This window comes from Rahnella bonaserana (genome assembly GCF_019049675.1).
Classification (GTDB): domain Bacteria; phylum Pseudomonadota; class Gammaproteobacteria; order Enterobacterales; family Enterobacteriaceae; genus Rahnella; species Rahnella bonaserana.
This window is the reverse complement of sequence record NZ_JAFMOW010000068.1, coordinates 429,289-451,545: the sequence shown is the minus strand read 5'-3', so window position 1 is coordinate 451,545 and position 22,257 is coordinate 429,289. Positions and strand designations below refer to the sequence as shown.

At 50.9% G+C, this 22,257-nt stretch carries 15 protein-coding genes and 2 pseudogenes; 7 read left to right on the top strand and 10 right to left on the bottom strand.

What is annotated here, in order from left to right:
• Positions 1-59 precede the first annotated feature (59 nt).
• The 4 genes and pseudogenes from yicI to J1778_RS24665 all read left to right on the top strand — a co-directional run bounded on the left by yicI (position 60) and on the right by J1778_RS24665 (position 7,003).
• Positions 60-2,384, top strand: coding sequence for an alpha-xylosidase (yicI, locus tag J1778_RS23670; protein ID WP_217175220.1), 2,325 nt, complete (start codon positions 60-62; stop codon positions 2,382-2,384).
• A 337-nt stretch (positions 2,385-2,721) separates the two neighbouring features.
• Positions 2,722-4,145, top strand: a pseudogene (locus J1778_RS23665) (CBM96 family carbohydrate-binding protein).
• 76 nt (positions 4,146-4,221) lie between these two features.
• Complete coding sequence (locus J1778_RS23660) at positions 4,222-4,770, top strand: hypothetical protein (protein WP_217175219.1); 549 nt, start codon at positions 4,222-4,224, stop codon at positions 4,768-4,770.
• Positions 4,771-4,852: 82 nt separating this feature from the next.
• Positions 4,853-7,003 (top strand): annotated as a pseudogene (locus J1778_RS24665) (polysaccharide lyase family 8 super-sandwich domain-containing protein).
• A gap of 128 nt (positions 7,004-7,131) precedes the next feature.
• Here J1778_RS24665 and xylR read toward each other — a convergent pair.
• The 4 genes from xylR to xylF all read right to left on the bottom strand — a co-directional run bounded on the left by xylR (position 7,132) and on the right by xylF (position 12,289).
• On the bottom strand, positions 7,132-8,319 hold the full coding sequence (xylR, locus tag J1778_RS23645; protein ID WP_217175216.1) for a D-xylose utilization transcriptional activator XylR: 1,188 nt from the start codon (positions 8,317-8,319) through the stop codon (positions 7,132-7,134).
• Between the two features lie 178 nt (positions 8,320-8,497).
• The gene (xylH, locus tag J1778_RS23640) at positions 8,498-9,697 is read right to left on the bottom strand and encodes a xylose ABC transporter permease XylH (RefSeq protein WP_217175215.1); all 1,200 of its coding nucleotides are present in this window, start codon (positions 9,695-9,697) and stop codon (positions 8,498-8,500) included.
• Complete coding sequence (locus J1778_RS23635; RefSeq protein WP_217175214.1) at positions 9,690-11,231, bottom strand: xylose ABC transporter ATP-binding protein; 1,542 nt, start codon at positions 11,229-11,231, stop codon at positions 9,690-9,692. Before J1778_RS23635 ends, xylH begins: the two co-directional genes overlap by 8 nt.
• Before the next feature lie 65 nt (positions 11,232-11,296).
• Complete coding sequence (xylF, locus tag J1778_RS23630) at positions 11,297-12,289, bottom strand: D-xylose ABC transporter substrate-binding protein (protein WP_217175372.1); 993 nt, start codon at positions 12,287-12,289, stop codon at positions 11,297-11,299.
• A gap of 382 nt (positions 12,290-12,671) precedes the next feature.
• Here xylF and xylA point away from each other — a divergent pair, with 382 nt between their 5' ends.
• From xylA to J1778_RS23615, 3 genes are all read left to right on the top strand, one after another.
• Positions 12,672-13,991, top strand: coding sequence for a xylose isomerase (gene xylA / locus J1778_RS23625; protein ID WP_217175213.1), 1,320 nt, complete (start codon positions 12,672-12,674; stop codon positions 13,989-13,991).
• Between the two features lie 91 nt (positions 13,992-14,082).
• The gene (xylB, locus tag J1778_RS23620; RefSeq protein ID WP_217175212.1) at positions 14,083-15,534 is read left to right on the top strand and encodes a xylulokinase; all 1,452 of its coding nucleotides are present in this window, start codon (positions 14,083-14,085) and stop codon (positions 15,532-15,534) included.
• A 551-nt stretch (positions 15,535-16,085) separates the two neighbouring features.
• Complete coding sequence (locus J1778_RS23615) at positions 16,086-16,223, top strand: hypothetical protein (protein WP_217175211.1); 138 nt, start codon at positions 16,086-16,088, stop codon at positions 16,221-16,223.
• On the opposite strand, the gene lsrG is transcribed toward J1778_RS23615, so the two are convergent.
• From lsrG to lsrA, 6 genes are read right to left on the bottom strand one after another with little or no spacing between them, the layout of a single operon-like run.
• Positions 16,214-16,504: a (4S)-4-hydroxy-5-phosphonooxypentane-2,3-dione isomerase gene (gene lsrG, locus J1778_RS23610; RefSeq protein ID WP_217175210.1), complete on the bottom strand. Its 291-nt coding sequence runs from the start codon at positions 16,502-16,504 to the stop codon at positions 16,214-16,216. The two genes, J1778_RS23615 and lsrG, sit on opposite strands and share 10 nt — an antisense overlap.
• Before the next feature lie 3 nt (positions 16,505-16,507).
• Positions 16,508-17,383 carry a 3-hydroxy-5-phosphonooxypentane-2,4-dione thiolase gene (lsrF, locus tag J1778_RS23605; protein WP_015697598.1) on the bottom strand — a complete coding sequence of 292 codons (876 nt, stop codon included), beginning with the start codon at positions 17,381-17,383 and terminating at the stop codon, positions 16,508-16,510.
• A 19-nt stretch (positions 17,384-17,402) separates the two neighbouring features.
• Entirely contained in the window at positions 17,403-18,404 is a 1,002-nt protein-coding gene (lsrB, locus tag J1778_RS23600) for an autoinducer 2 ABC transporter substrate-binding protein LsrB (protein WP_420804101.1), read from the bottom strand.
• A gap of 28 nt (positions 18,405-18,432) precedes the next feature.
• Positions 18,433-19,458 (bottom strand): autoinducer 2 ABC transporter permease LsrD, encoded by a 1,026-nt coding sequence (lsrD, locus tag J1778_RS23595; protein WP_217175208.1) that lies wholly within the window; start codon positions 19,456-19,458, stop codon positions 18,433-18,435.
• The gene (gene lsrC, locus J1778_RS23590) at positions 19,458-20,534 is read right to left on the bottom strand and encodes an autoinducer 2 ABC transporter permease LsrC (RefSeq protein WP_217175207.1); all 1,077 of its coding nucleotides are present in this window, start codon (positions 20,532-20,534) and stop codon (positions 19,458-19,460) included. The genes lsrD and lsrC overlap by 1 nt, the downstream gene beginning before the upstream one ends.
• Positions 20,528-22,090 (bottom strand): autoinducer 2 ABC transporter ATP-binding protein LsrA, encoded by a 1,563-nt coding sequence (gene lsrA, locus J1778_RS23585; RefSeq protein WP_217175206.1) that lies wholly within the window; start codon positions 22,088-22,090, stop codon positions 20,528-20,530. The genes lsrC and lsrA overlap by 7 nt, the downstream gene beginning before the upstream one ends.
• Positions 22,091-22,257 lie beyond the last annotated feature (167 nt).

Here is a 22,257-nt window from a genome sequence, read left to right as displayed (position 1 = left end):
GCGAAGGCAGCCAACGCAGAGTCAGTGCGAAGGATGAAGGGCTAAAGGAGGAATTCATTATGAAGATCAGTGACGGTAACTGGTTAATCCAGGACGGTCTCACACTGACGCACCCGCTTCAGGTGTTTGAAGTACAGCGTTCCGGCAACGAAATGGTAATTTACGCCGCGCCGAAAGATGCGTCAGAGCGCGCCAGCCAGCTGGATTCACCGCTGTTTACGCTGCGATTTTTCTCGCCGCAAACCGGTGTTATTGGTGTGCGTATTACTCACTTTGATGGTGAAACAGATAAAGGCCCGCACTATCCGCTGCTGCAATCCGACACACCCGAATTGCGGTTTGAAGACAACGAGGAATTCGCTGCTTTGCACAGCGGTGACCTCTGCGTACGCGTCACCAAAGGCAATAACTGGACGCTGGATTTCCTGCGCAATGGCCGCCGTATAACAGGCAGTGTCGCCAAGTCTAACGGCTATGTGCAGGATGCAAACTCGCAAAAAACCTACATGATGGAACGTCTGGATCTCGGCGTCGGCGAAACGGTCTACGGTCTGGGTGAGCGTTTCACCGCACTGGTTAAAAATGGTCAGACTGTCGAAACCTGGAACCGCGATGGTGGCACCAGCACTGAGCAATCCTACAAAAACATTCCGTTCTATCTCACCAACCGCGGCTATGGCGTGCTGGTGAATCATCCTGAATGTGTCTCTTTTGAAGTGGGATCAGAGAAAGTCTCTAAAGTTCAGTTCAGCGTGGAGGGCGAGTATCTGGAATATTTCGTCATTGATGGTCCGACGCCAAAAAAAGTGCTCGACCGTTACACCCGTCTGACAGGCCGCCCTGCGCTGCCGCCCGCCTGGTCATTTGGCCTGTGGCTGACGACCTCCTTCACCACTAATTACGATGAAGCCACAGTGAACAGCTTTATCGATGGCATGGCGAAACGTCAGTTGCCGTTGCATGTTTTCCACTTCGACTGTTTCTGGATGAAAGCCTTCCAGTGGTGCGATTTCGAGTGGGATCCGCAAACCTTCCCGGATCCGCAGGGCATGTTGCAGCGCCTGAAAGCGCGCGGGCTGAAAATCTGCGTGTGGATCAACCCTTACATCGGCCAAAAATCACCGCTGTTCCATGAAGGCAAAGAAAAAGGCTATCTGCTAAAACGGCCGGACGGTCGGGTGTGGCAATGGGACAAATGGCAGGCCGGAATGGCCATTGTCGATTTCACTAATCCACAGGCCTGCGAATGGTATGCAGGACATCTGAAACGTCTGGTGGATATGGGCGTGGACTGTTTCAAAACGGATTTCGGCGAGCGCATTCCAACCGACGTGGTCTGGCATGATGGCTGTGATCCACAAAAAATGCACAACCATTACGCGTTCGTATACAACAAACTGGTATACGAAACATTGCAGGACAAACTCGGCGCATCGGAAGCCGTGCTGTTCGCCCGCTCAGCATCGGTCGGTGCCCAGCAATTCCCGGTTCACTGGGGCGGTGACTGTTACGCCACCTACGAATCGATGGCAGAAAGCCTGCGCGGCGGGTTATCTATCGGATTGTCTGGCTTCGGTTTCTGGAGCCACGATATCGGCGGATTCGAAAATACTGCTCCGGCGCACATCTACAAACGCTGGTGTGCTTTCGGTCTGCTTTCAAGTCACAGCCGTCTGCATGGCAGTAAATCCTATCGTGTACCCTGGGTCTATGACGATGAGGCCTGTGATGTTGTGCGCCAGTTTACGCAGCTTAAATGCCGCCTGATGCCGTATCTGTATCCCGCGTCTTCACAGGCGGCCAGCCACGGAACGCCGGTCATGCGCGCCATGATGCTGGAATTCCCGGAAGATCCTGCCTGCGACTATCTCGACCGCCAGTATATGTTGGGTGATGATTTGCTGGTTGCGCCGGTCTTCAGCGAAGAAGGCGACGTCGATTTTTATCTGCCGCAAGGGCGCTGGACGCATCTTCTCAACAACGACGTGGCAGAAGGTTCGCGCTGGCATCGTCAGCAGCATGGCTTCGACAGCCTGCCGTTGTATGTCCGTCCGAATACCTTGCTGGCGCTCGGCAGTAACGACCAGAAGCCGGATTACGACTACAGCCGGCAGACCGAATTCCACCTGTTTGAGCTGGAAGACGGTGCGGTGGCAGAAAGCGTCATTACGGACCTGAGCGGGAAGACAGTCTTCACCCTGCGTGCTTGCCGCAACGGCAACAACATTAGCCTGACCAGTGAAGGCAACGCGCCTGACTGGACCCTCTGTTTGCGCAATATTGGTCACATAATCGGTTTCAGTCAGGGTACGTTCTCGGCTCAGGCGCTGGGTGTGGTTCTTACCCCAGAAGCAGGGTGTCGCGAATTAAGTATTACGCTATAAAAATTATCATTATCCTGCCCCACGGTCTTTATTGATCGTGGGGCTATTTATTAACTCACTACCCTCTGCATAACACCGCCCCTCACTATTCTAAAATACCTCATTACTTTACTACTCAGCCTATTTTACGTGTACAAAAAACAGATTAAGAAAAATAATAATCAAGACGGAATAAGATATTCAGAAAATAATCAAACGCGGTCAATTCCGTCCTGTGGTGTACTACAGGACATGGATGAATATCATTTATGAAGAAAGAAATTAAAATGCAATGATTAATTTCGGATACATAAAACCTGTCTGAATATATAGCCCACGTTATTTAAAGGATAATAAAATGAAACCTCTTCTGTATTCCTCAGTGTTGCTCGCCTGTGCAGCGGGATTACCAATATCTGCAGCACAAGCCGCTGATGCACAAGCCAACGTCGACTGTAACTTCAGTCATATGAAGCCCGATGATGCCATTTTGATGCCCGATATGCCGGGCATGGCAATGTCGCATGATTTTGTAGGTAATCGCTCAACGGATGCCTTTTCTACCGCCGAAAGCCTGTTGCTCCATTCCGGTACGACCTGCGACAACGCCGCCGACAGCACCGGCTACTGGGTGCCCACCATGTAATTACCCGATGGTGAAATCGTCAATCCGACTTATATCAACAACTACTATCAGGCTGACAATGTCGAACAATACCCGATTAGCGGATTTCCCCATGGTCTGCAACTGCTGGCCGGTGACCACCGGGGTTCAGGACCCAATCCGCGGGTGAGTTTTTTGTGCGCCAACGGCAACGGCTACACCAATACAGCAGATCAGATCTGCGGGTTACGTTCCAAAGGGGATGCGGTGCAGTTCAACATCGGGATCATGTTCCCCGACTGTTGGGATGGTAAAAACCTGAAAGCCAAAGGCACCAAAAATGCAGTATACAGCGACAGTAATGGCCAATGTCCCGCAGACCATCCGGTGAAACTGGCGAAAGTGAATATGAACATCGCCTACGTTTTACCCCAGTTAACCTCTCTGGATGTTAGCAAAATTCAGCTTTCGCTGGACCCTCAGATGATCGACGGCCAACTGACACCGCTGTGGGGGAGCATTTATACCGCACATGGCGATTTCATGAACGCCTGGACTGATGATGCAGCTAAATTCATGGCTGAACGTTGTATGAATTACACTATGGATTGTGGCACAAACATTCCTTACAGCTATTCCGATGCTGAAGCAGATACTTATGTCAGTAACCAGAATGATGCTGATACCAATTATGGCACTGCGCCCGTCTTATTAGTGCAAGATGACTGGCGTAATTCCGGGCGAGACCAGAACAAACAAATACTGGCATTAATGAAATTCAAGATCCCTGCACTTCCTTCAAATATTGAGGATTACCCTGGTGTTACCTTCCAGTATAAAATACGCGTATACAATGGCAATACCAGTGATAATACGGGAGTCTCTATCTTCTTCTATCCTACCGACCCTGATTCATGGGAAGAAATACTGTAACCTGGAATAATAAACCGTCCTTTAAATACTCCGCAGACGGCAGTATTTACATGGATAATATTCAACAATTCCGTTATGTAGATGTCGACAGTGCCGTTCGGGCAGCCATCGCAGCAGGAAAAACCGAAGTAGCATATTACATCGGTGGCGAACGAAATGGCCGGACGATCACCGTTAATTCAAAAGAAAGTGGTAAAACCCCGGTCCTGATGTTAACCGGTTATCAAAAGGTGATTGAACCTTAATAACATCGATTCACTTGTCTGCTCAAAATAACTTTTTGAGCAGACATTATCTGGCACAAAAAAATAAGGATATAACATGACTAATATCAGTAACTGGATTGAAAAAGGTCAGATAGTATCTCAGTCTGATGCGATTTCCGGAGAGAGAGTTAATGTATTTGCAATTAACCCTGATGAAGACTTTGAAGCCAGTATCTTGTGTCCTATCCCTGAGGATAGGCTCGATATGTATTCATGGCCAAAATACCTCGCAGATTTTATAAATGGACGTGCAGATGTGCATTTGAAAGCCGGTGAGCGAAGTGAAAACGGGGAACTGAATACACTCGGAAGTAGTTACCGTAATTTCATCTGGGTTCCCGCAGAAGACAGCGAGCTGAAAGTATTTACCACCTGTCCATACCTCGACAACTGGATATCAAATCAAAACATTTCTTCAGCAGGAGATTTGCCATCAGGAACAACTGTTAAAATCATTATCGAAAGTGCGTCTGGAAGAAAAAAATATGAGGAGTTAACCTTAAATATTAATTCCCAAAACAATACTATGTATGACTGGCCATCTAGAATAGCTAAAAAAATCAACCAGGAAAGCAACTTCCTTAAAGCTGGCGAAAAAAAATAAAGAAACCAGTCTGATAAGCCCCCTCGGTTCGAGCTACAGGAATATTATCTGGACTCCTGCCAACTCCGATCTTCTTGTTAAGTTGGAGTATAACTATCCTGAGGAATTTCTTAAAGATATAGAAAGTACATACTCAAAAGTTAAAAATGCAAACCTTTCATCGCCGATCCCCAGTTCGAGTGATGTTGCACATTGGTATTCTCTGTTTAATAACGGTAAGTTTTCTGATATTACCTATCCGGATAAAAACCAAAAAGTGACAAATAGTACGCCTTTGTACTCTCATTTATCCCGTACTAAATCAATAGCAAGCTATTTAGTTAAATCATCAGTGCAAGATGCAAATTATATAAACATGGCTTTTAGCGCACTTAATTTCTATGCGTCCCAAAAATACAATATAAGCAGCTGGTGGGACAGGCAAGTTGGACTTGCGAAGGATGCAGCTATTAGTGCAATGTTGATTTGTAAAATGATTCCAAAAAACAACCTTTCAGATGTGTTTTTACCTTACATAATAGAAACCACGAATACAACTATGGGCGAAACGGGGGCTAATCAGGCTGATTTCGCTACCATACAATTATTTTGGAGTCTAGCGGGATGGGAAAATACACAAGAGGATAAGTACATTCAGTACATGCTGGCGTCTTTGTCAGCAATGAATGAGCTATGTTACATTGTCGACCGCACCGGGGTTGAACACGGAGAAGGAATTAGCAGTGATTACTCAATCAGCCAACACAATCCGAAGAATGGTACAGTTTATTGTTCACAATTATATACATGCTCCTATGGAACAGTATTACTGTCCAATATTTTCAGTTTTATTAAAAACTTAAGTGGCTCACTGAACTTAGCTGAAGATGCAATTAGTAATCTGATTGATGAACTCACGGAAGGTCTGGGGTGGCATACCTACGCCGGAATGATCGATATACATCCTCAGGGAAGAGCGATTAGTCGCGGTACCATGAGCCAATCGGGATGGGCTAGCTGGACTGATATCCTCATGCCATATTGTTCTTCTGCTAAACAACCTGCGCTGTTGGAGCTGAAAAAACGTTTACAGACGAAGGATGAACACAACAATAATATCTTTATCGGGGCCAGAGCCTTTTGGGTAAATGATTATCTTGTGAATTTCTCAGATAAATTCTGTTTCTGGAATAAAGCGATTTCTACCCGTACAGCGGGTTCAGAGACCGGGAATGGCGAGAATACTAAAGGATATTATATCGGTAATGGCAGTTATTGGGTCACTTCAAAGGGTAATGAATATTATAATATTCAGCCGGTTTGGGATTGGGAAAGAATACCGGGCACGACAGTAGAGTTGCATGCCTACCCTGGTTATCCAACCTGACCTAAAATGGAATGGGGTTCCGGAAGTTGGGGAAGTCATGATTTTGTTGGTGCTATCAGTGATGGAACAACGGGCGTGCTGGCAATGACGCTATCTAAAGTTCATATCTCCGGCGCCAGAAAAACAAATATTGTTAGTTCTTCACAAGTAAATTGTCTGGCAACCTGTATCGATACGTCTAAAACGTCGAATACTGTACTCACGAGCGTTGCTCAGGATCTTTTTTGCGGGCAGGCGGTCATTACATATTTTGACAGTACACAACAAGTTGTTTCAGATAACGAAAACATTACCAGTAAAACTATACTGTCTGTAAGTCATAATGGTCTGACCTATGATTTTTCAGAGTATCCTGGACAAAATATTACTGTTAAAACGGCTAATCAGACGGGGCGTTGGTCAGATATAAACACGTCAGGAAGTACAACGCCCATTACACAGAACATTTTTTCAGTCTGGATAAATCACGGCAAGAGCACAAGTGAAAGCTATGGTTACAGGATATATGCGCATGATGAGATGAATATTGATGATATCCTCACCTCCAGGAGCGAAAATCACCATCTCATATCATCGAATGACAAAAAATTGCTGGCAGGAACAATTTATCAAATTGATCCCGGCACAAAATTTTCTCTCTATGGGGGTATTACTTTGGAGCCTTTATCTGCCACTTCTTTCGTGGCAAAAGCTGATGACTCTGAGCTAAAAATTACCAGTACAGATATTTCTCAAAAAGGAAAACAAATTGAATTCAATGTTTCATGGCAAAAGAACTTTTCCATGGTAACTCAAAGAGTTTGTTTCCCTGTACAAACTGGAAATGAGGCAGGCAGAAGCACCACATTAACGATTAATTTCCAGTAATAATAACAACTCCCTTAGCCTAAACATTGGCTAAGGGAGTATCAATATTCTTCTGAATTATGTTTAATTACTAGCCAGGCACCCTGCATAAACGGTTGATAAGATATTTTATCGTGTCACGATACTCTTCAGATACCTTGATAAACACTTTCACCATGAATACTGCGGTATTCCTTTGGCGTCATTTCGTAGCCTTTCTTGAACACCGAATAAAAATATTGCAGCGATGGATAGCCACACATCTGCGAGATCTCATTAATTGATATCGACGTCGCCGCCAGCAGGTTACGCGCGCGATCAAGTTTTTCTTCGTGGATCACGCCATGAATAGTTTGCCCGGTTTCATCTTTAAAACGTTTTTCCAGATTGGAACGAGACATGCCAATGGCGTCGAGAACCTGTTCAACCTTGATGCCCTTACAGGCGTGATAACGGATGTAATGCATGGCCTGGATGACCGCCGGATCGCGTAAAGAACGGAAATCTGTTGAACGGCGCTCAACCACTTTCACCGGTGGCACCAGAATACGCTGTAACGGTAAATCGCGCTGATCCAGCAACTGATGGAGAAGTTTTGCCGCCCGGTATCCCATCTGCCGCGTACCCTGAACTACGGAAGACAGCGCCACGCGCGACAAATACCGCGTCAGTTCTTCGTTATCAATGCCAATCACACTGAGCTTTTCCGGCACCGGAATATTCAGATGCTCGCAGACCTGCAACAGGTGCCGCGCGCGCGCATCCGTCACCGCGATAATTCCGGTTTGCTGCGGGAGTGTTTGTATCCAGTCGGCCAGCCGGTTTTGCGCGTGCTGCCAGTTTTCCGGCGCGGTTTCCATTCCCTGATACACCACGCCCTGATATTGCTCTGCTGATACCAGTTTTTTGAAGGCATATTCGCGTTCCTGCGCCCAACGCTTTCCGCCCGCATCCGGTAAACCGTAAAATGCGAAGCGGTTGATGCCCTTCTCTTTAAGGTGCATAAAGGCCGCTTCAACCAGCGCGTAGTTGTCTGTGGCGATATAATGTACCGGCGGATAATCCTCTTCCTGATGATAAGAACCGCCAACGCCGACGATCGGAACGTTAAGATCCTTAAGCAACGTCTCGATTTCCCTGTCGTCAAAATCGGCAATGACACCGTCGCCAAGCCAGTCTTTAATATTATCTATGCGGCAACGGAAATCCTCTTCAATGAAGATATCCCAGTCGCTTTGTGAGGCCTGCAAATACTCACCTACTCCTTCTACTACCTGACGGTCGTAGACTTTATTAGCGTTAAATAACAGAGTGATCCGATAACGTTTCTCAAACATGCCTGTCTCTCACCGGTTTCTAATAGACTAAGCCTCATTCATTGCGCTAACTGAATGAGGCTGATTGCGTTGGTCAATAGCACACCGCAATGGCTTAGGTTGATTTGGCATAGTGATTATGTGAGGTTCCTCAGGTTTTCCCTCACCGCTCTTCATAATCACCGCCACAGCGGCGGATTTATGCGCGTCTTTTGGTGGCAGAATCCATCCACACCGCCAGCAGCAGAATCGCGCCTTTAACGATGTACTGCCAGAACGTAGGCACGTCCAGCATACTCATGCCGTTATCCAGAGACGCCATAATGAATGCGCCCATTACGGCCCCCGCCACACTCCCTACCCCGCCCGCCAGGCTGGTTCCGCCAATGACGCAGGCGGCAATAGCATCCAGCTCAGCAATATTTCCCGCCGATGGCGAACCTGCACCCAGACGTGAACTGAGGATCAACCCGGCGATTGCCACCATCAGACCGTTTATCGCAAATACCGCCAGTTTGCTGCGCTCAACGTTAACTCCGGATAACCGCGCTGCTTCAATGTTGCCACCAATGGCATAAATACGACGACCAAAAGAGGTGCGGGACGCCATAAACATGCCGCCGAGCATCAGCGCGACCAAAATCAGTACCGGTGTCGGCACGCCGCGATAATCGTTAAGCAGATATATCGCACCCAGCGCAATGATGGCCGTCAGCGCCTGACGGGTGACATCATTTTTTGCCGCAGTTACCGGCAGCCCGAGAGCTGCACGCTGTTTGCGCCGCCGCCACTGCCAGCCAATAAACAGCGCCAGAGCCACTGCACCAATACCGAAGCCGAAAGAATCCGGCAGATAGCTTTGACCAATCAGCGACATCGCGGGCGTTGTCGGTGACACCGTGGTCCCGCTGGTGATGCCGATCAGAATGCCGCGAAACGCCAGCATCCCGGCCAGCGTGACGATAAATGATGGCACTTTGCGGTACGCCACCCACCAGCCGTTCCATGCGCCAAGCAATAATCCGAGCGCCAGCGTCACCACGATGGTCAGTGGCAACGGCCAGCCGAGCCAGACGTCAAAAATCGCCGCCACGCCACCGAGCAACCCCATCATAGAGCCGACGGACAGGTCGATTTCAGCAGAAATAATCACGAATACCATGCCGACGGCCAGAATGCCGGTAATGGCGGTCTGGCGCAGCAGATTAGATACATTACGCGCGCTGATGTACGCGCCGTCGGTGGTCACGCTGAAAAACACGATAATCACCGCGATGGCCGCCAGCATGACAAAAACCTGCAGGTTGATACTTTTTAGTTTTTTGACTGATAGCATGGCCTCTGACCCGTTCTCATTGACGGCGGCGGCAGGGGTTCCTGGCTGGGGAAATTTAGACATAAGCTTCACTCCTCAATGCGGCTTCCATGACCTGTTCCTGACTTAAATTGTTATTTTCCAGGCAGGCTTTCACCTGCCCAAGATGCATCACCACGACGCGATCACTCAGCCCGAGCACTTCGGGTAACTCTGATGAGATAACGATGATTGCCATCCCCTGTGCCGCAAGCTGGCCGATCAGTTTGTAGATTTCATGTTTTGCCCCCACATCAATTCCGCGCGTGGGTTCATCAAGAATTAAGATTCTGGGTTTAAGCAGCAGACAACGCGCCAGGATGGCTTTTTGTTGATTGCCGCCGCTGAGCCTTCCAATTGCCAGCTCGGGAGAGGAGGTTTTGATTTTGAGTTGTTTTACCGATTCGCTGATGGTGTGCTGTTCCTGTGCTTCGCGCAGAACGCCGCCACCGCTGAACTGGCTCAGGGCTGCCAGCGTGATATTGCTGCCCACCGCCATCATCGGCACGATGCCGTCACGTTTTCGGTCTTCCGGTACCATCGCCAGGCCACGGCGCATAGCATCGCGACAATCAGTTATCTGCACTTTCTGACCTTCCAGCCAGACCTCTCCAGACCAGCGCCCGGGATAAACCCCGAACAGACACTCCATCATTTCTGTTCTGCCTGCACCGACTAAGCCTGCGACGCCCAGCACTTCGCCCTGACGCAGGGTAAATCCGGCGTTATCCACCCGCTTTATGTGGCGGTTCACCGGATGCCACGCGGTGAGGTTTTCAATACGCAAAATTTCATTGCCAATCTGCCGCTCACGCGCAGGAAATAACTCCGTGAGTTCACGGCCCACCATCATGGCGATGATTTCTTTTTCTGACGTTCCGGCCGCATTGCATGTGGCGATATGACGTCCATCACGAATGACACAAAGCTTGTCGGAGATAGCTTTCACTTCGTTCAGTTTGTGAGAAATGTAAATGCAGGCGATATCGTGATGGCGTAAATCGCGAATAATATCGAGCAAAATAGCGGTTTCGCTTTCAGTGAGAGACGCCGTGGGTTCATCAAGCACCAGCAAACGCACCTGCTTGTTGAGGGCTTTAGCAATTTCAACCAGTTGCCGCTGTCCTAATCCCAGTTCGCCCACCAGCGTGTGCGGGTCAATATCGAGTTTGACCTGCGCCAGCATGCGCTGACAACGAAGGTACATTTTATCGGTATCGAGCATGCCAAAACTGCCCCATTCGTTACCCAGGAACATGTTTTCCAGCACGCTCAGCTGTTTCACCAGCGCCAGTTCCTGATGAATTATCGCAATCCCTTTTTGTTCTGTATCACGAATCCCTTTTGCCGTAAGTCTTTCACCTGAAAAATAGATTTCCCCGTCAAAAGATCCGTGAGGGTATATTGCGCACAGCACTTTCATCAATGTCGATTTTCCAGACCCGTTCTCTCCGCACAGGGATAACACTTCGCCCGCGGCCAGTGTCAGACTAATATTATCAACCGCTTTTACCGCACCAAATTTCTTGGTAATATTTCGCATATCCAGCAGGGGTAATTTTTCATATTGTTCTGGCATCTTTACCTCCAGAAAAAACAACACCTCAAAAAGAAGCGTTGTTTTTCTAGAAAAATATTGAAAAATTAGAGATCAGATTTCTTATGGAAACCGTCAGCTACTACGGTGCTATCAATATTATTTTTATCCACCTGAACAGGTGTTAATAAATACGAAGGCACTTCTTTTTTACCGTTATTTAATGTCGCATTAGATTTTGGCGTTTCACCTTTACCTAACTGCACGGCAATTTCGGCAGCGTCATTAGCCAGTTTAGTGATAGGTTTATAAACGGTCATGGTCTGTGTGCCGGCTTCAATGCGTTTAATTGCCGCAAGGTCGGCATCCTGACCCGAGATCGCCACTTTACCCGCCAGACCCTGCGCAGATAACGCCTGAACCGCACCACCGGCGGTCGCATCATTGGAAGCGACGACGGCATCGATTTTGTTGTTATTCGCGGTCAGTGCATTTTCCATAATCTTCAGGGCATTTTCTGGCAACCAGCCATCCGCCCATTGATCACCCACCACTTTTATCTTGCCGTCTTTAATTAACGGATTGAGCACCTTCATCTGACCGGCGCGGAAAAGCTTGGCATTGTTATCTACCGGCGAGCCACCCATCAGGAAATAGTTGCCTTGTGGTACGCGTTCAACCAGGCTTTGCGCCTGAAGTTCGCCCACCTTTTCATTATCAAAAGAGATATAAAAATCAATGTCGGCGTTGTTAATCATGCGGTCATACGCCAGCACTTTTATGCCTTCCTGTTTGGCCTCGGCAATCACATTACTTAGCACTTGTCCGTTATACGGAATGATCACCAGCACATCGACGCCACGGTTGATCATGTTTTCAATCTGCGCCATCTGAGTTTCTTCATTACCATTCGCAGACTGAACAAAAACATCTGCACCGAGAGTTTTGGCTTTAGCCACAAAAATATCACGGTCTTTTTGCCAGCGTTCTAAACGTAAGTCATCAATAGCCATACCAATTTTAATTTCTTTCGCCAACCCTGACTGGCTGAAAAGCACTAATGCGGCACAGGCAGAAAGAATTATTTTATTCATTTTCATCATGTCAGACCTTTTATAAGAATAAGTAGAGGCAGATACAGAAGAGTTCGTACAGCAATGACACAAGGATTGTTGTCGCTGGATAATTAATCGGCAATTGCAGATTTTAATCACTCCATTATGATTTTTTGTTTATTTCAGGAATTATGATGGGGATCATGGTTTGTCTGTAATACGCGCACGATAAGACTTTTTATTATCGAGGCATCGTGGAAGTTGAATAAAAACCCAGAAGAAAACGGCTTATTTATGCGATCTACCGCACACTTAATAATTCTATTAAATTGAGTGTGAAATAACGTAATTGTGGGATTTAACATCTCCTCCGAAGATAGAGCCTCAGCCTCCCAGTCCCGCTGGGCCCGTTTTCAAGGAGTTTTCAATGCACGCATATTTCGACAAGCTTGACGCCGTTCGCTACGAAGGTGCTAACAGCACTAACCCGCTGGCATTCCGTCATTACAATCCTGAAGAAGTAATCCTCGGCAAAACGATGGCTGAGCATCTGCGTTTCGCAGCCTGCTACTGGCACACATTCTGCTGGAACGGCAATGATATGTTCGGCGTGGGCGCATTTGATCGCCCGTGGCAACAACCCGGCGATGCGCTGGAGCTGGCGAAACGCAAAGCGGATGTAGCTTTCGAGTTCTTCCAGAAACTCAATGTTCCTTACTACTGCTTCCACGATGTCGATGTCTCGCCGGAAGGCGCAACGATTAAAGAGTACGTGAATAATTTTGCCGCGATGACGGATGTTCTGGCGCAAAAACAAGAATCCAGTGGCGTAAAACTGCTGTGGGGCACCGCAAACTGCTTTACTAACCCACGTTACGGTGCGGGTGCGGCAACCAACCCAAATCCTGAGATTTATACCTGGGCTGCAACGCAGGTGGTTCATGCGATGAACGCCACCAAACAGCTGGGCGGCGAAAACTATGTGTTGTGGGGTGGCCGTGAAGGTTACGAAACCCTGCTCAATACCGACCTGCGTCAGGAACGCGAACAATTAGGTCGCTTCATGCAAATGGTCGTTGAGCACAAACACAAAATTGGTTTCCAGGGTACCCTGCTGATTGAGCCAAAACCGCAGGAGCCGACCAAGCATCAGTATGATTATGACGTTGCTTCGGTTTACGGGTTCCTGAAACAGTTTGGTCTGGAAAAAGAGATCAAAGTAAATATCGAGGCAAACCACGCGACGCTGGCAGGTCATTCCTTCCATCATGAAATTGCCAACGCCATTGCCCTCGGTATCTTCGGCTCCGTCGATGCGAACCGCGGCGATCCACAATGTGGCTGGGACACTGACCAGTTCCCGAACAGCGTGGAAGAAAATGCGCTGGTGATGTATGAAATCATCAAAGCGGGCGGTTTCACCACCGGTGGTCTGAACTTCGACTCTAAGGTGCGTCGTCAGAGTACCGACAAATATGACCTGTTCTACGGCCATATTGGTGGCATGGACACCATGGCGCTGGCGTTGAAAGTCGCGGCCCGTATGATTGAAAGCCGTGAACTGGATAAACACGTTGCACAGCGTTACGCAGGCTGGAATACCGAACTGGGTCAGCAGATCCTGCAAGGCAAAATGTCTCTGGAATCCCTGAGCAACTACGCGCAACAAAACGCGCTGGCACCTCAGCACCAGAGTGGTCAGCAGGAACGTCTGGAGAATCTGGTTAACCGTTATCTGTTTGGTTAATCTTGTAAAATAAGCTGACGCCCTGCCCGCTTTATGCGGAATCGCAGGGCGTAAATCTTTCTGGAAACGGGTTAACAGATAAGGGAAAAATATGTATCTCGGAATAGATCTCGGTACGTCTGGCGTCAAAGCCATTTTGCTTAGCGAAGAAGGTCGGGTGGTCGCCAGCCACAGTGAGGCGTTAACCCTTTCCCGTCCCCGTCCTTTATGGTCTGAGCAAAATCCGGCCGACTGGTGGGCTGCAACCGACCGTGCGGTTTCTGCATTGTCTAAGCAACATGCACTGCAAAGCGTAAAAGCCGTCGGTCTGACGGGCCAGATGCATGGCGCCACGGTTCTTGATGCAAAGCATCAGGTTCTGCGTCCGGCAATTTTATGGAACGATGGCCGCAGTTTCAGCCAGTGCGGGAAACTGGAAGCGGATGTCCCTGACTCCCGCCAGATAACCGGCAACCTGATGATGCCCGGTTTTACGGCACCAAAACTGCTCTGGCTACGTGAAAACGAACCAGAGTTGTTCGTGAAAATAGATAAAGTATTACTGCCCAAAGATTATCTGCGCTGGCTGATGACCGGCGTTTTCGCTTCTGATATGTCTGACGCGGCAGGCACGATGTGGCTTGATGTGGCGAAACGCGACTGGAGCGACAAAATGCTCAGCGCAACCGGCCTGGAGCGCAAACACATGCCGGATCTGTTCGAAGGCAATCAGATTACCGGTCAGTTACTGCCGGAACTCGCTTCCCGCTGGGGAATGGATTGTGTGCCGGTAATTGCCGGTGGCGGCGACAATGCTGCCGGCGCAGTGGGAGTCGGACTATACAAAACGGGTCAGGCGATGCTGTCCCTGGGTACTTCCGGCGTGTATTTCGCGGTCAGCGACGGATTCCTGAGTAATCCGCAGCAGGCGGTACACAGTTTCTGCCACGCGCTGCCGGACACCTGGCATCTGATGTCGGTGATGCTCAGTGCTGCATCCTGTCTGGACTGGGCCGCCAATCTGACCGGCACCGCCTCAGTGGGTGAACTGATCACTCTGGCTCAGAAAACTCAACCGGCGGACTCTCCGGTCTGGTTCCTCCCGTATCTCTCCGGTGAACGCACGCCGCACAATAATCCGAATGCCAAAGGAACGTTGTTTGGTCTGACACATCAGCACGGCCCTGCCGATATTGCCCGCGCGGTACTTGAAGGTGTGGGATTCGCCCTGGCAGACGGTATGGACGTGCTCCACGCAACCGGTCTGAAACCGCACAGCATCACTCTGATCGGTGGCGGTGCCCGCAGCCCTTACTGGCGGCAAATGTTGGCAGATATCAGCGGTAAGACGCTGGAATACCGCACCGGCGGCGATGTCGGTCCGGCATTGGGCGCAGCACGTCTGGCGCAAATTGCAATGAATGCAGGTAAACCGCTGGAACAGTTCCTGCCGGAGCTGGCACTTGAGCAAGTGCACCAGCCAGATGCAGAACAACATGCTGCCTATGTGGAGCGAAGAAAAGTGTTCAGGGAGTTATATGTGAGGCTCGAGGGGTTAATGTAATTGCCCCTTACAGGGGAGATTTAATCAACATTAGATCGAGAAGATTTCGGTTTCTCAAGTGCAGCGGTCACCTGACGCGCAGTGCCGAAACCGACCAGAGGGGAAAGGCTTTTCCCCTCTGAACTCCCCTCGCTTTTTCAAACACGTGATCCGCGCGTTGACTATGTTTCAGGTATCGCAGCGACAGGCTGGAAATCTTGCCGCTGCGCGGTGCCCTCTCTCGGTCCTGAAGCCTGAGGTCTTCAGGCCGCTCCGTTCAGCAAGATTTCTGAATCGCCCGCACGATCTTTAATTCAAAAGAGGACTCTTTTTCATCTTTTAGAAATGTGGATTGGCGTGCTTAAAATTCAGCTGAACGGAGCGGCTTCGAGACCTGTGGCTCGAAGACCGAGAGAAGGAAGTGCGAAGCACCTGGATTTGCGCCACCCACTTATGCACCAGAATATGTCCTTCATACCCGCGACAGCGCGCAGTTAAAAAAGCGCGGAGTCCAGAGGCCCGCGCGTTACCGGGTCTCTGGTCGGTGTGGGCCGACGCCCACGGTTTTGAATTTGCAGTTGCAGTTGCAGTTGCAGTTGCAGTTGCAGTTGCAGTTGCAGTTGCAGTTGCAGTTGCAGTTGCAGTTGCAGTTGCAGTTGCAGTTGCAGTTGCAGTTGCAGTTGCGGTTAGAAATTACAGGTCAAGGGTAAATCCCCTTGAAAGTTGTCTTCTTCCTCGGCTCCGACATAATCCCCTCCAGCGCTTCAACGCATTTCAGATAATGCGGTGTTTTCTTATGCGCCAGCACGGCATCATTATCCTGATAGGCTTCGTAGATAAAGAATCGGGTCGGCACCTTCTCGTCCTGCAACACATCAAACCTTAGGTTTCCCGGCTCTTTCACCGCACCTGAATGATTGGCGTGAAACACTTCCAGGAACTCATCCACCTTTTCCGGCTGAACATTAATTTCCACCAGTGTCACTTCCATGGTTTACCCCTTTTCGCTAAGGAACAATTCGTATGCGTGCGCTACGCTGGCGTTTTCATGTACCACCGCTTTCACGGCTTTCAGCATGGCGACCGGCGATTCGGACTGGAAGATGTTACGCCCCATATCCACACCGGATGCGCCCTGATCTATGGCTTTAAAACACATTTCCAGCGCTTCGCGTTCAGGCAGTTTTTTACCGCCCGCTATGACAATCGGTACCGGACAGCCCGCCGCGACGCGCTCAAAACCTTCATCGACGTAATAGGTTTTGATGATGTTCGCCCCCATTTCAGCGGCAATGCGGGTTGCCAGCGAGAAGTAACGCTGGTCACGCGCCATGTCTTTTCCGACGCCGGTTACTGCCATGGTCGGCATGCCGTAGCGCATCCCCTGATCGACCAGCTGAATAATGTTTTTGATCGACTGATGTTCGTATTCACTGCCGATATACACCTGCGCAGCCATTGCTGCGACGTTCAGGCGCAGCGCGTCTTCTATCGCGACAGCGACGGTTTCATTGGAAAGCTCGGTCAGAATCGAGTTACCGCCTGAGGCACGCATCACCACTGGCTTATTGACCGCCGCCGGAACCACGCTGCGCAGCACGCCACGGGTACACATCAGTACATCGGTATGGGCAAACAGCGGCGCAATGTTGATATCGATACGCTCAAGGCCAGTGGTCGGGCCCTGAAAGTAGCCGTGGTCGAACGCCAGCATCACCGTACGCCCGGACTGCGGATTGAAAATACGCGCCAGTCGCGACTGCATGCCCCAGTCCAGCTGACCGCTGCCTTTGAGGAAGAACGCATGATTATCCTGTGGAGTGCCGATGCCGAAGTTCTTACCGTCTCTGATATCGTCCAGATCTGCCATTTTCCTTTCTCCTTAATCGTCAGAAGTCATATTTGCCAATGTTGTCTTTGGTGAAGACCACGCGTTCCGGCAGTAATACGATGCCGTTGCCTTTGGCCTCATACTGGTAGCCCTGTACGCTGTTCGGCACCACTTCCACCGTTCCGACGTTTGGCACATCCAGTTTGTCACCCACGTTGAGTTCGCCTTTTTTCAGTAACTGATCGGCGACGTAAACCGAAATTTTGCCCTGACTGACCACGTCCCACAGACCGAACTGTTTGACCGTGCCGCGCTCAACATACGGGCGCATGACGTTTGGTGTACTGAAGCCGACGATGGTCACGTTGGTGCGTTTGAGGTTTTCCGCCGCCTGTGCGGCAGCCGGTAAGGCATTGGCGTCCGGCGCAATAATGGCGTCAAGATCGCCATAAGATTTCAAAATTCCTTCGGCGGTTTGCAGCGATTTTGTGGCGTCGTTATAGCCGTACTGCGTGGTCACGATTTCCCAGCCCGGATGTTCTTTGGCGATTTTGGCTTTCGCCTCTTTCACCCACTGGTTTTGGTCAGTCACCGTCGGGCTGGAATAGAAAAACGCCACTTTGGCTTTTTCTTTCTTCACCTGGCTGGACGTCATGTCTACCAGCATCGACCCGAGCTGTTGCGGCGTGCCCTGGTTGATGTAAATCGAGCGGCATTCTGGTTTGGTGTCAGAATCCCAGGTCAGCACTTTCACGCCGCGTTGCATGGCGCGTTTAAGTGCGGGGCACAAGCCATCCGGTGATACAGCCGCGACCACAATCGCGTTGTATCCCTGATTGACGAAGTTGTTGATCATCTGCACCTGCCCGGAAACACTCGGTTCGGTCGGACCGTCATAAGTCACGTCCACACCCAGTTCTTTGCCCGCAGCCGTCGCGCCATTGCCGCCGCTGGTGAAATAACCGACACCCACAAGTTTGGGGATAAAGGCGATACGTTCAGCCGCCTGCGCACTCAGGCAGGCGAGGCTTACGGCACTGGCAATCAATAAGGTTTTCATTGTGTTGGCTTTCATCATTAACCCCGGCTTATTTAGAAGACGTCAAGGAAGGAGAAGGCGCAGACCAGCGCTGGCGATAACGCTGGAAAACACTGCGGATAAGACCCCGGTTGAGGCTGGCGGAACGGCCAATGACGACCAGGATCAACAACGCGCCGGACAGCGCACTGGAAACCTGGCTGGAGACGCCGACCATCTGCAAGCCCTGCTGGAGATACCCGATCAGCAGCGTCGCCAGCGCTGTGCCGAGAATGGAACCCGAACCGCCATAAATATTGGCACCGCCGAGCACGACCGCTGTGATAGCGGGCATCAGTAAAGCGTTGCCGAGATCAGAACGGGCTGAGCCGAAATAAGACGTCATCAGGATGGCGGCGACCGCGGAGGCCAGCCCCGTCATACCGTAAAGGGCAAACACCGTACGGCTGACCGGCAGTGCGCCATAACGTGCCACACGGGCATTCTGGCCGATGAGGAAAACGTTGCGGCCGGTACGACTGCGGTGCATCAGCAGCCAGAAAAACAGCGTCGCCAGAAGGAATATCATCAGCGGCATTGGCAGGCCCAGCACCAGCTGATTGGCAAAATTGGTAAACGCATCGGGGAAATTACCGATACCCTCGAAACCCGTCGCGCCCGCCAGTCCGGAAAGCAATAAGGCACTGCCGCCGAACAGATAGAGCGTGCCCAGCGTGATGACCAGCGGATTCACGCCGGTATAGAGAATCAGCGCGGCATTGAGCAAACCACAGGTTGCGCCCAGCGCCAGCGTGAGGATGATCGCCAGTGCCAGCGGAACGCCAGCCTGACAAAGTACGCCGAGTGCGATAGCGCACAGGCCGATGGTCGAACCGAAGGAAATGTCGATGCCGCCGCTGACAATCACCAGCGTCAGCGGCAATGCCACAATCCCGATGGTGATGAAATCGCTGGTACTGAACAGCAGCGTATTCGCATCCAGCATGCGCGGATTGGCAAAACCGAACAGCAGGATTTCGATAACCAGCAGTGCCAGCAGCGCGGCCTCCCAGCCATATTGTTGGAGTTTGTTCATCACACTACCCCGCTCTTTTTGCCGGTACTTAGCCGGCGTGTGAGATTTTTTTGCTGCTGAGATTTTCGTTCAGCGGGTTTCTTCTGAGACGGCGGACTGGCCGCCAGGAAGCGTGAATACTTCTGACGCCGCAGGTTTTTCTCCAGCGCCTGTCGCAATCGGCCATCGAAGACCAGCACCGCCAGCAGCACCAGTCCGGCAATAAAATCGTTCCACCAGGCCGGAAGGCGTAACAGCACCAGCACGCTGTCGATTTGGGTCAGGAAATACGCCCCCAGCACCGCGCCGATGATTGAACCGGTACCGCCCAGCAGGCTGATCCCGCCCAGTACGCAGGCGGCGATGGCTTTCATTTCCAGCCCGCTGCCGGTCTGGTTAGGCACGAAGCCGATTTGCGACGCGAAGACAATCCCCGCGATGGCTGCCATCATGCCGTTGATGCCGAACGCCAGAATTCTTACGCGATTAACGGCCACGCCAAGCTGACGCGCGCCCTGCAAGTTGTCGCCCACCGCGTAAAAACTGCGGCCAAATGCGGTGCGGCTGAGCATCCAGAACATTGCCACCAGTAAAACAATCACCAGCCAGCCAAGCGATGAAACGCTGAGAAACACCGGTTCGGACAACGATTTCAGTCCGGCAGGTAAGCCTTCAATCCATTTGCCGCCGGTCATCAGCAACATCAGACCGCGGTATAAACCCAGGGTGCCCAGGGTGGCGACAATCGCAGGAATGCGCAGCCAGGCCACCAGCACGCCGTTGAATAATCCCGCCAGCAATCCGGCGCCAAGTGTTGCCAGGCAGGCCAGTGGCAGGTTCATGCCGCTGTTAAGCAAAACCCCCAGCGTCACGGCGCACAGGCCGGTAACAGAACCGACGGAAACGTCAATATTGCGGGTCAGCATCACCACCGTTGCGCCCATCGCCAGCAACATCAGAATTTGGGCGCTGCCGAAAATCATGCTCAGCGTCTGAAAGCTGAAAGACTGGCGATCCATCACGCCGAGCAGGGCAAAGAGCGCAATAATCGCCATCAGCGCAGTCAGTTCACGGTTATTTTGTATCCGCTTCAGCATGAGGATCCTCCGGTTGCCGCGCTCTGGGAGTGATTACCAAACGCGATGTGCATAATGTTGCTGACGTTGATATCGCTGCCCTGCAACTCCCCGCTCATTTCGCCCTGATGCATGACAAAGACCCGGTCGGCCAGCCCTTCTATTTCATCCAGATCAGAAGAAATCAGGATCACCGCCACATTCTGTTCAACGACATTACGCAGCAGCTGATAAATATCCGCTCGCGCAGAAACATCCACACCGCGCGTCGGTTCATCGACGATCAGTACCGCGGGCTGGGCTTCCAGACATTTAGCGATCAATAATTTCTGCTGATTCCCGCCGGAAAGCGTGCGGGCAGTTTGCGACCCGTCGCGATATCTGATACCCAGTGCACGGTGATAACGCTCAAGCACCGCCGCCTCACGTTTGATATTCAGCCACCAGCTCTGCCGGTTAAAAGTCAGGGAGGTCGTGTTCCAGCTCAGCGGCGCATCCAGATAAAGGCCCGACGCCTGCCGGTCTTCCGGCAGATACACCAGCCCTTTTTTCAGGCGTTGTAAGGTGCCCAGCCCGCTGATGTCTTGCTGCATCAGGAAAACCTGACCGCTTTGTGCTTCCCGCAGGCCATACAGGGTTTCAGCCAGTTCGGTTCGCCCTGCCCCGACAACGCCTGCCAGCCCGACGATTTCCCCGGCGCGGGCGCTGAATGAAATATTGATAAAGCCTTCACCGGTGAGGTTTTGCACCTGCAATACCGGCTCGTTTCCTGACGGATTACGCCGTGCTCCCGGCAAATCCAGCCAAAGTTTTTGTTCAGCAGGCAGCGCCGTTACCTGTGCCTGCGGCGTGATAGCAGCAATCAGCGCATCGTTATCCAGCGCCGAAAGCGCGCCGCTGAGCGCAATTTTACCGTCGCGCATTACGCTGACCCGGTCGGCAATGGCGCGGATTTCCGGCAGCTTGTGCGAGATGAACACCACACCGACACCCTGCGCCGTAAGATGGCGAACCTGGGTAAACAGCCGGGCAGATTCAGCAGGTGTCAGGGAAGCTGTCGGCTCATCGAGGATCAACAGTCGTGCATCACGCATCAGCCCGCGCAGGATTTCCACCAGCTGCTGATCGGCGACTTCCAGCGTACCCGCCAGTGAACCGAGAGGCAGATTGCAGCCCAGTTCAGTGAGCGACTGTTGCAGTTTTTTCTCGCTGGCCTGATGTGCGGGCAGACGAAAAAGAATGTTTTCACGCACGCTGAGGCTCGGAAACAGCATCGGCTCCTGCGGCACCAGATAGATACCCGCCTGATGCGCTTTTGCTGGCGTCAGCGCCACCAGCGGCGCGCCGCTGAGGAACATTTCACCACGATCGGCAATCTCGACACCGGCGATGATTTTCATCAGTGTCGATTTCCCCGCGCCATTCCCGCCCAGCAGTGCATGGACCTCACCGCGTTGCAGGCAGAAATCGATATCTTTCAGCACCGCAACACCAGAAAAGCTTTTACTGACACCACTGACCTGCAACAGCAGTTCAGTGGCTGGCGCGCCTGCTGATGAGTTTTCGCTGGACGGCATAGGCTGGCCTCGGGTGAGATACATTAAATGAACAAATGTATTTATTGTTTAACAATGTTCATAAAGCTAGTCTGTGGTGACGCGGAAAACTTTTGCCCTGATCACAGTTTGTTCAACTCATATACTCTGCGTTATGATTCGGGCAGTAATCATTTGAAATTTGCCAA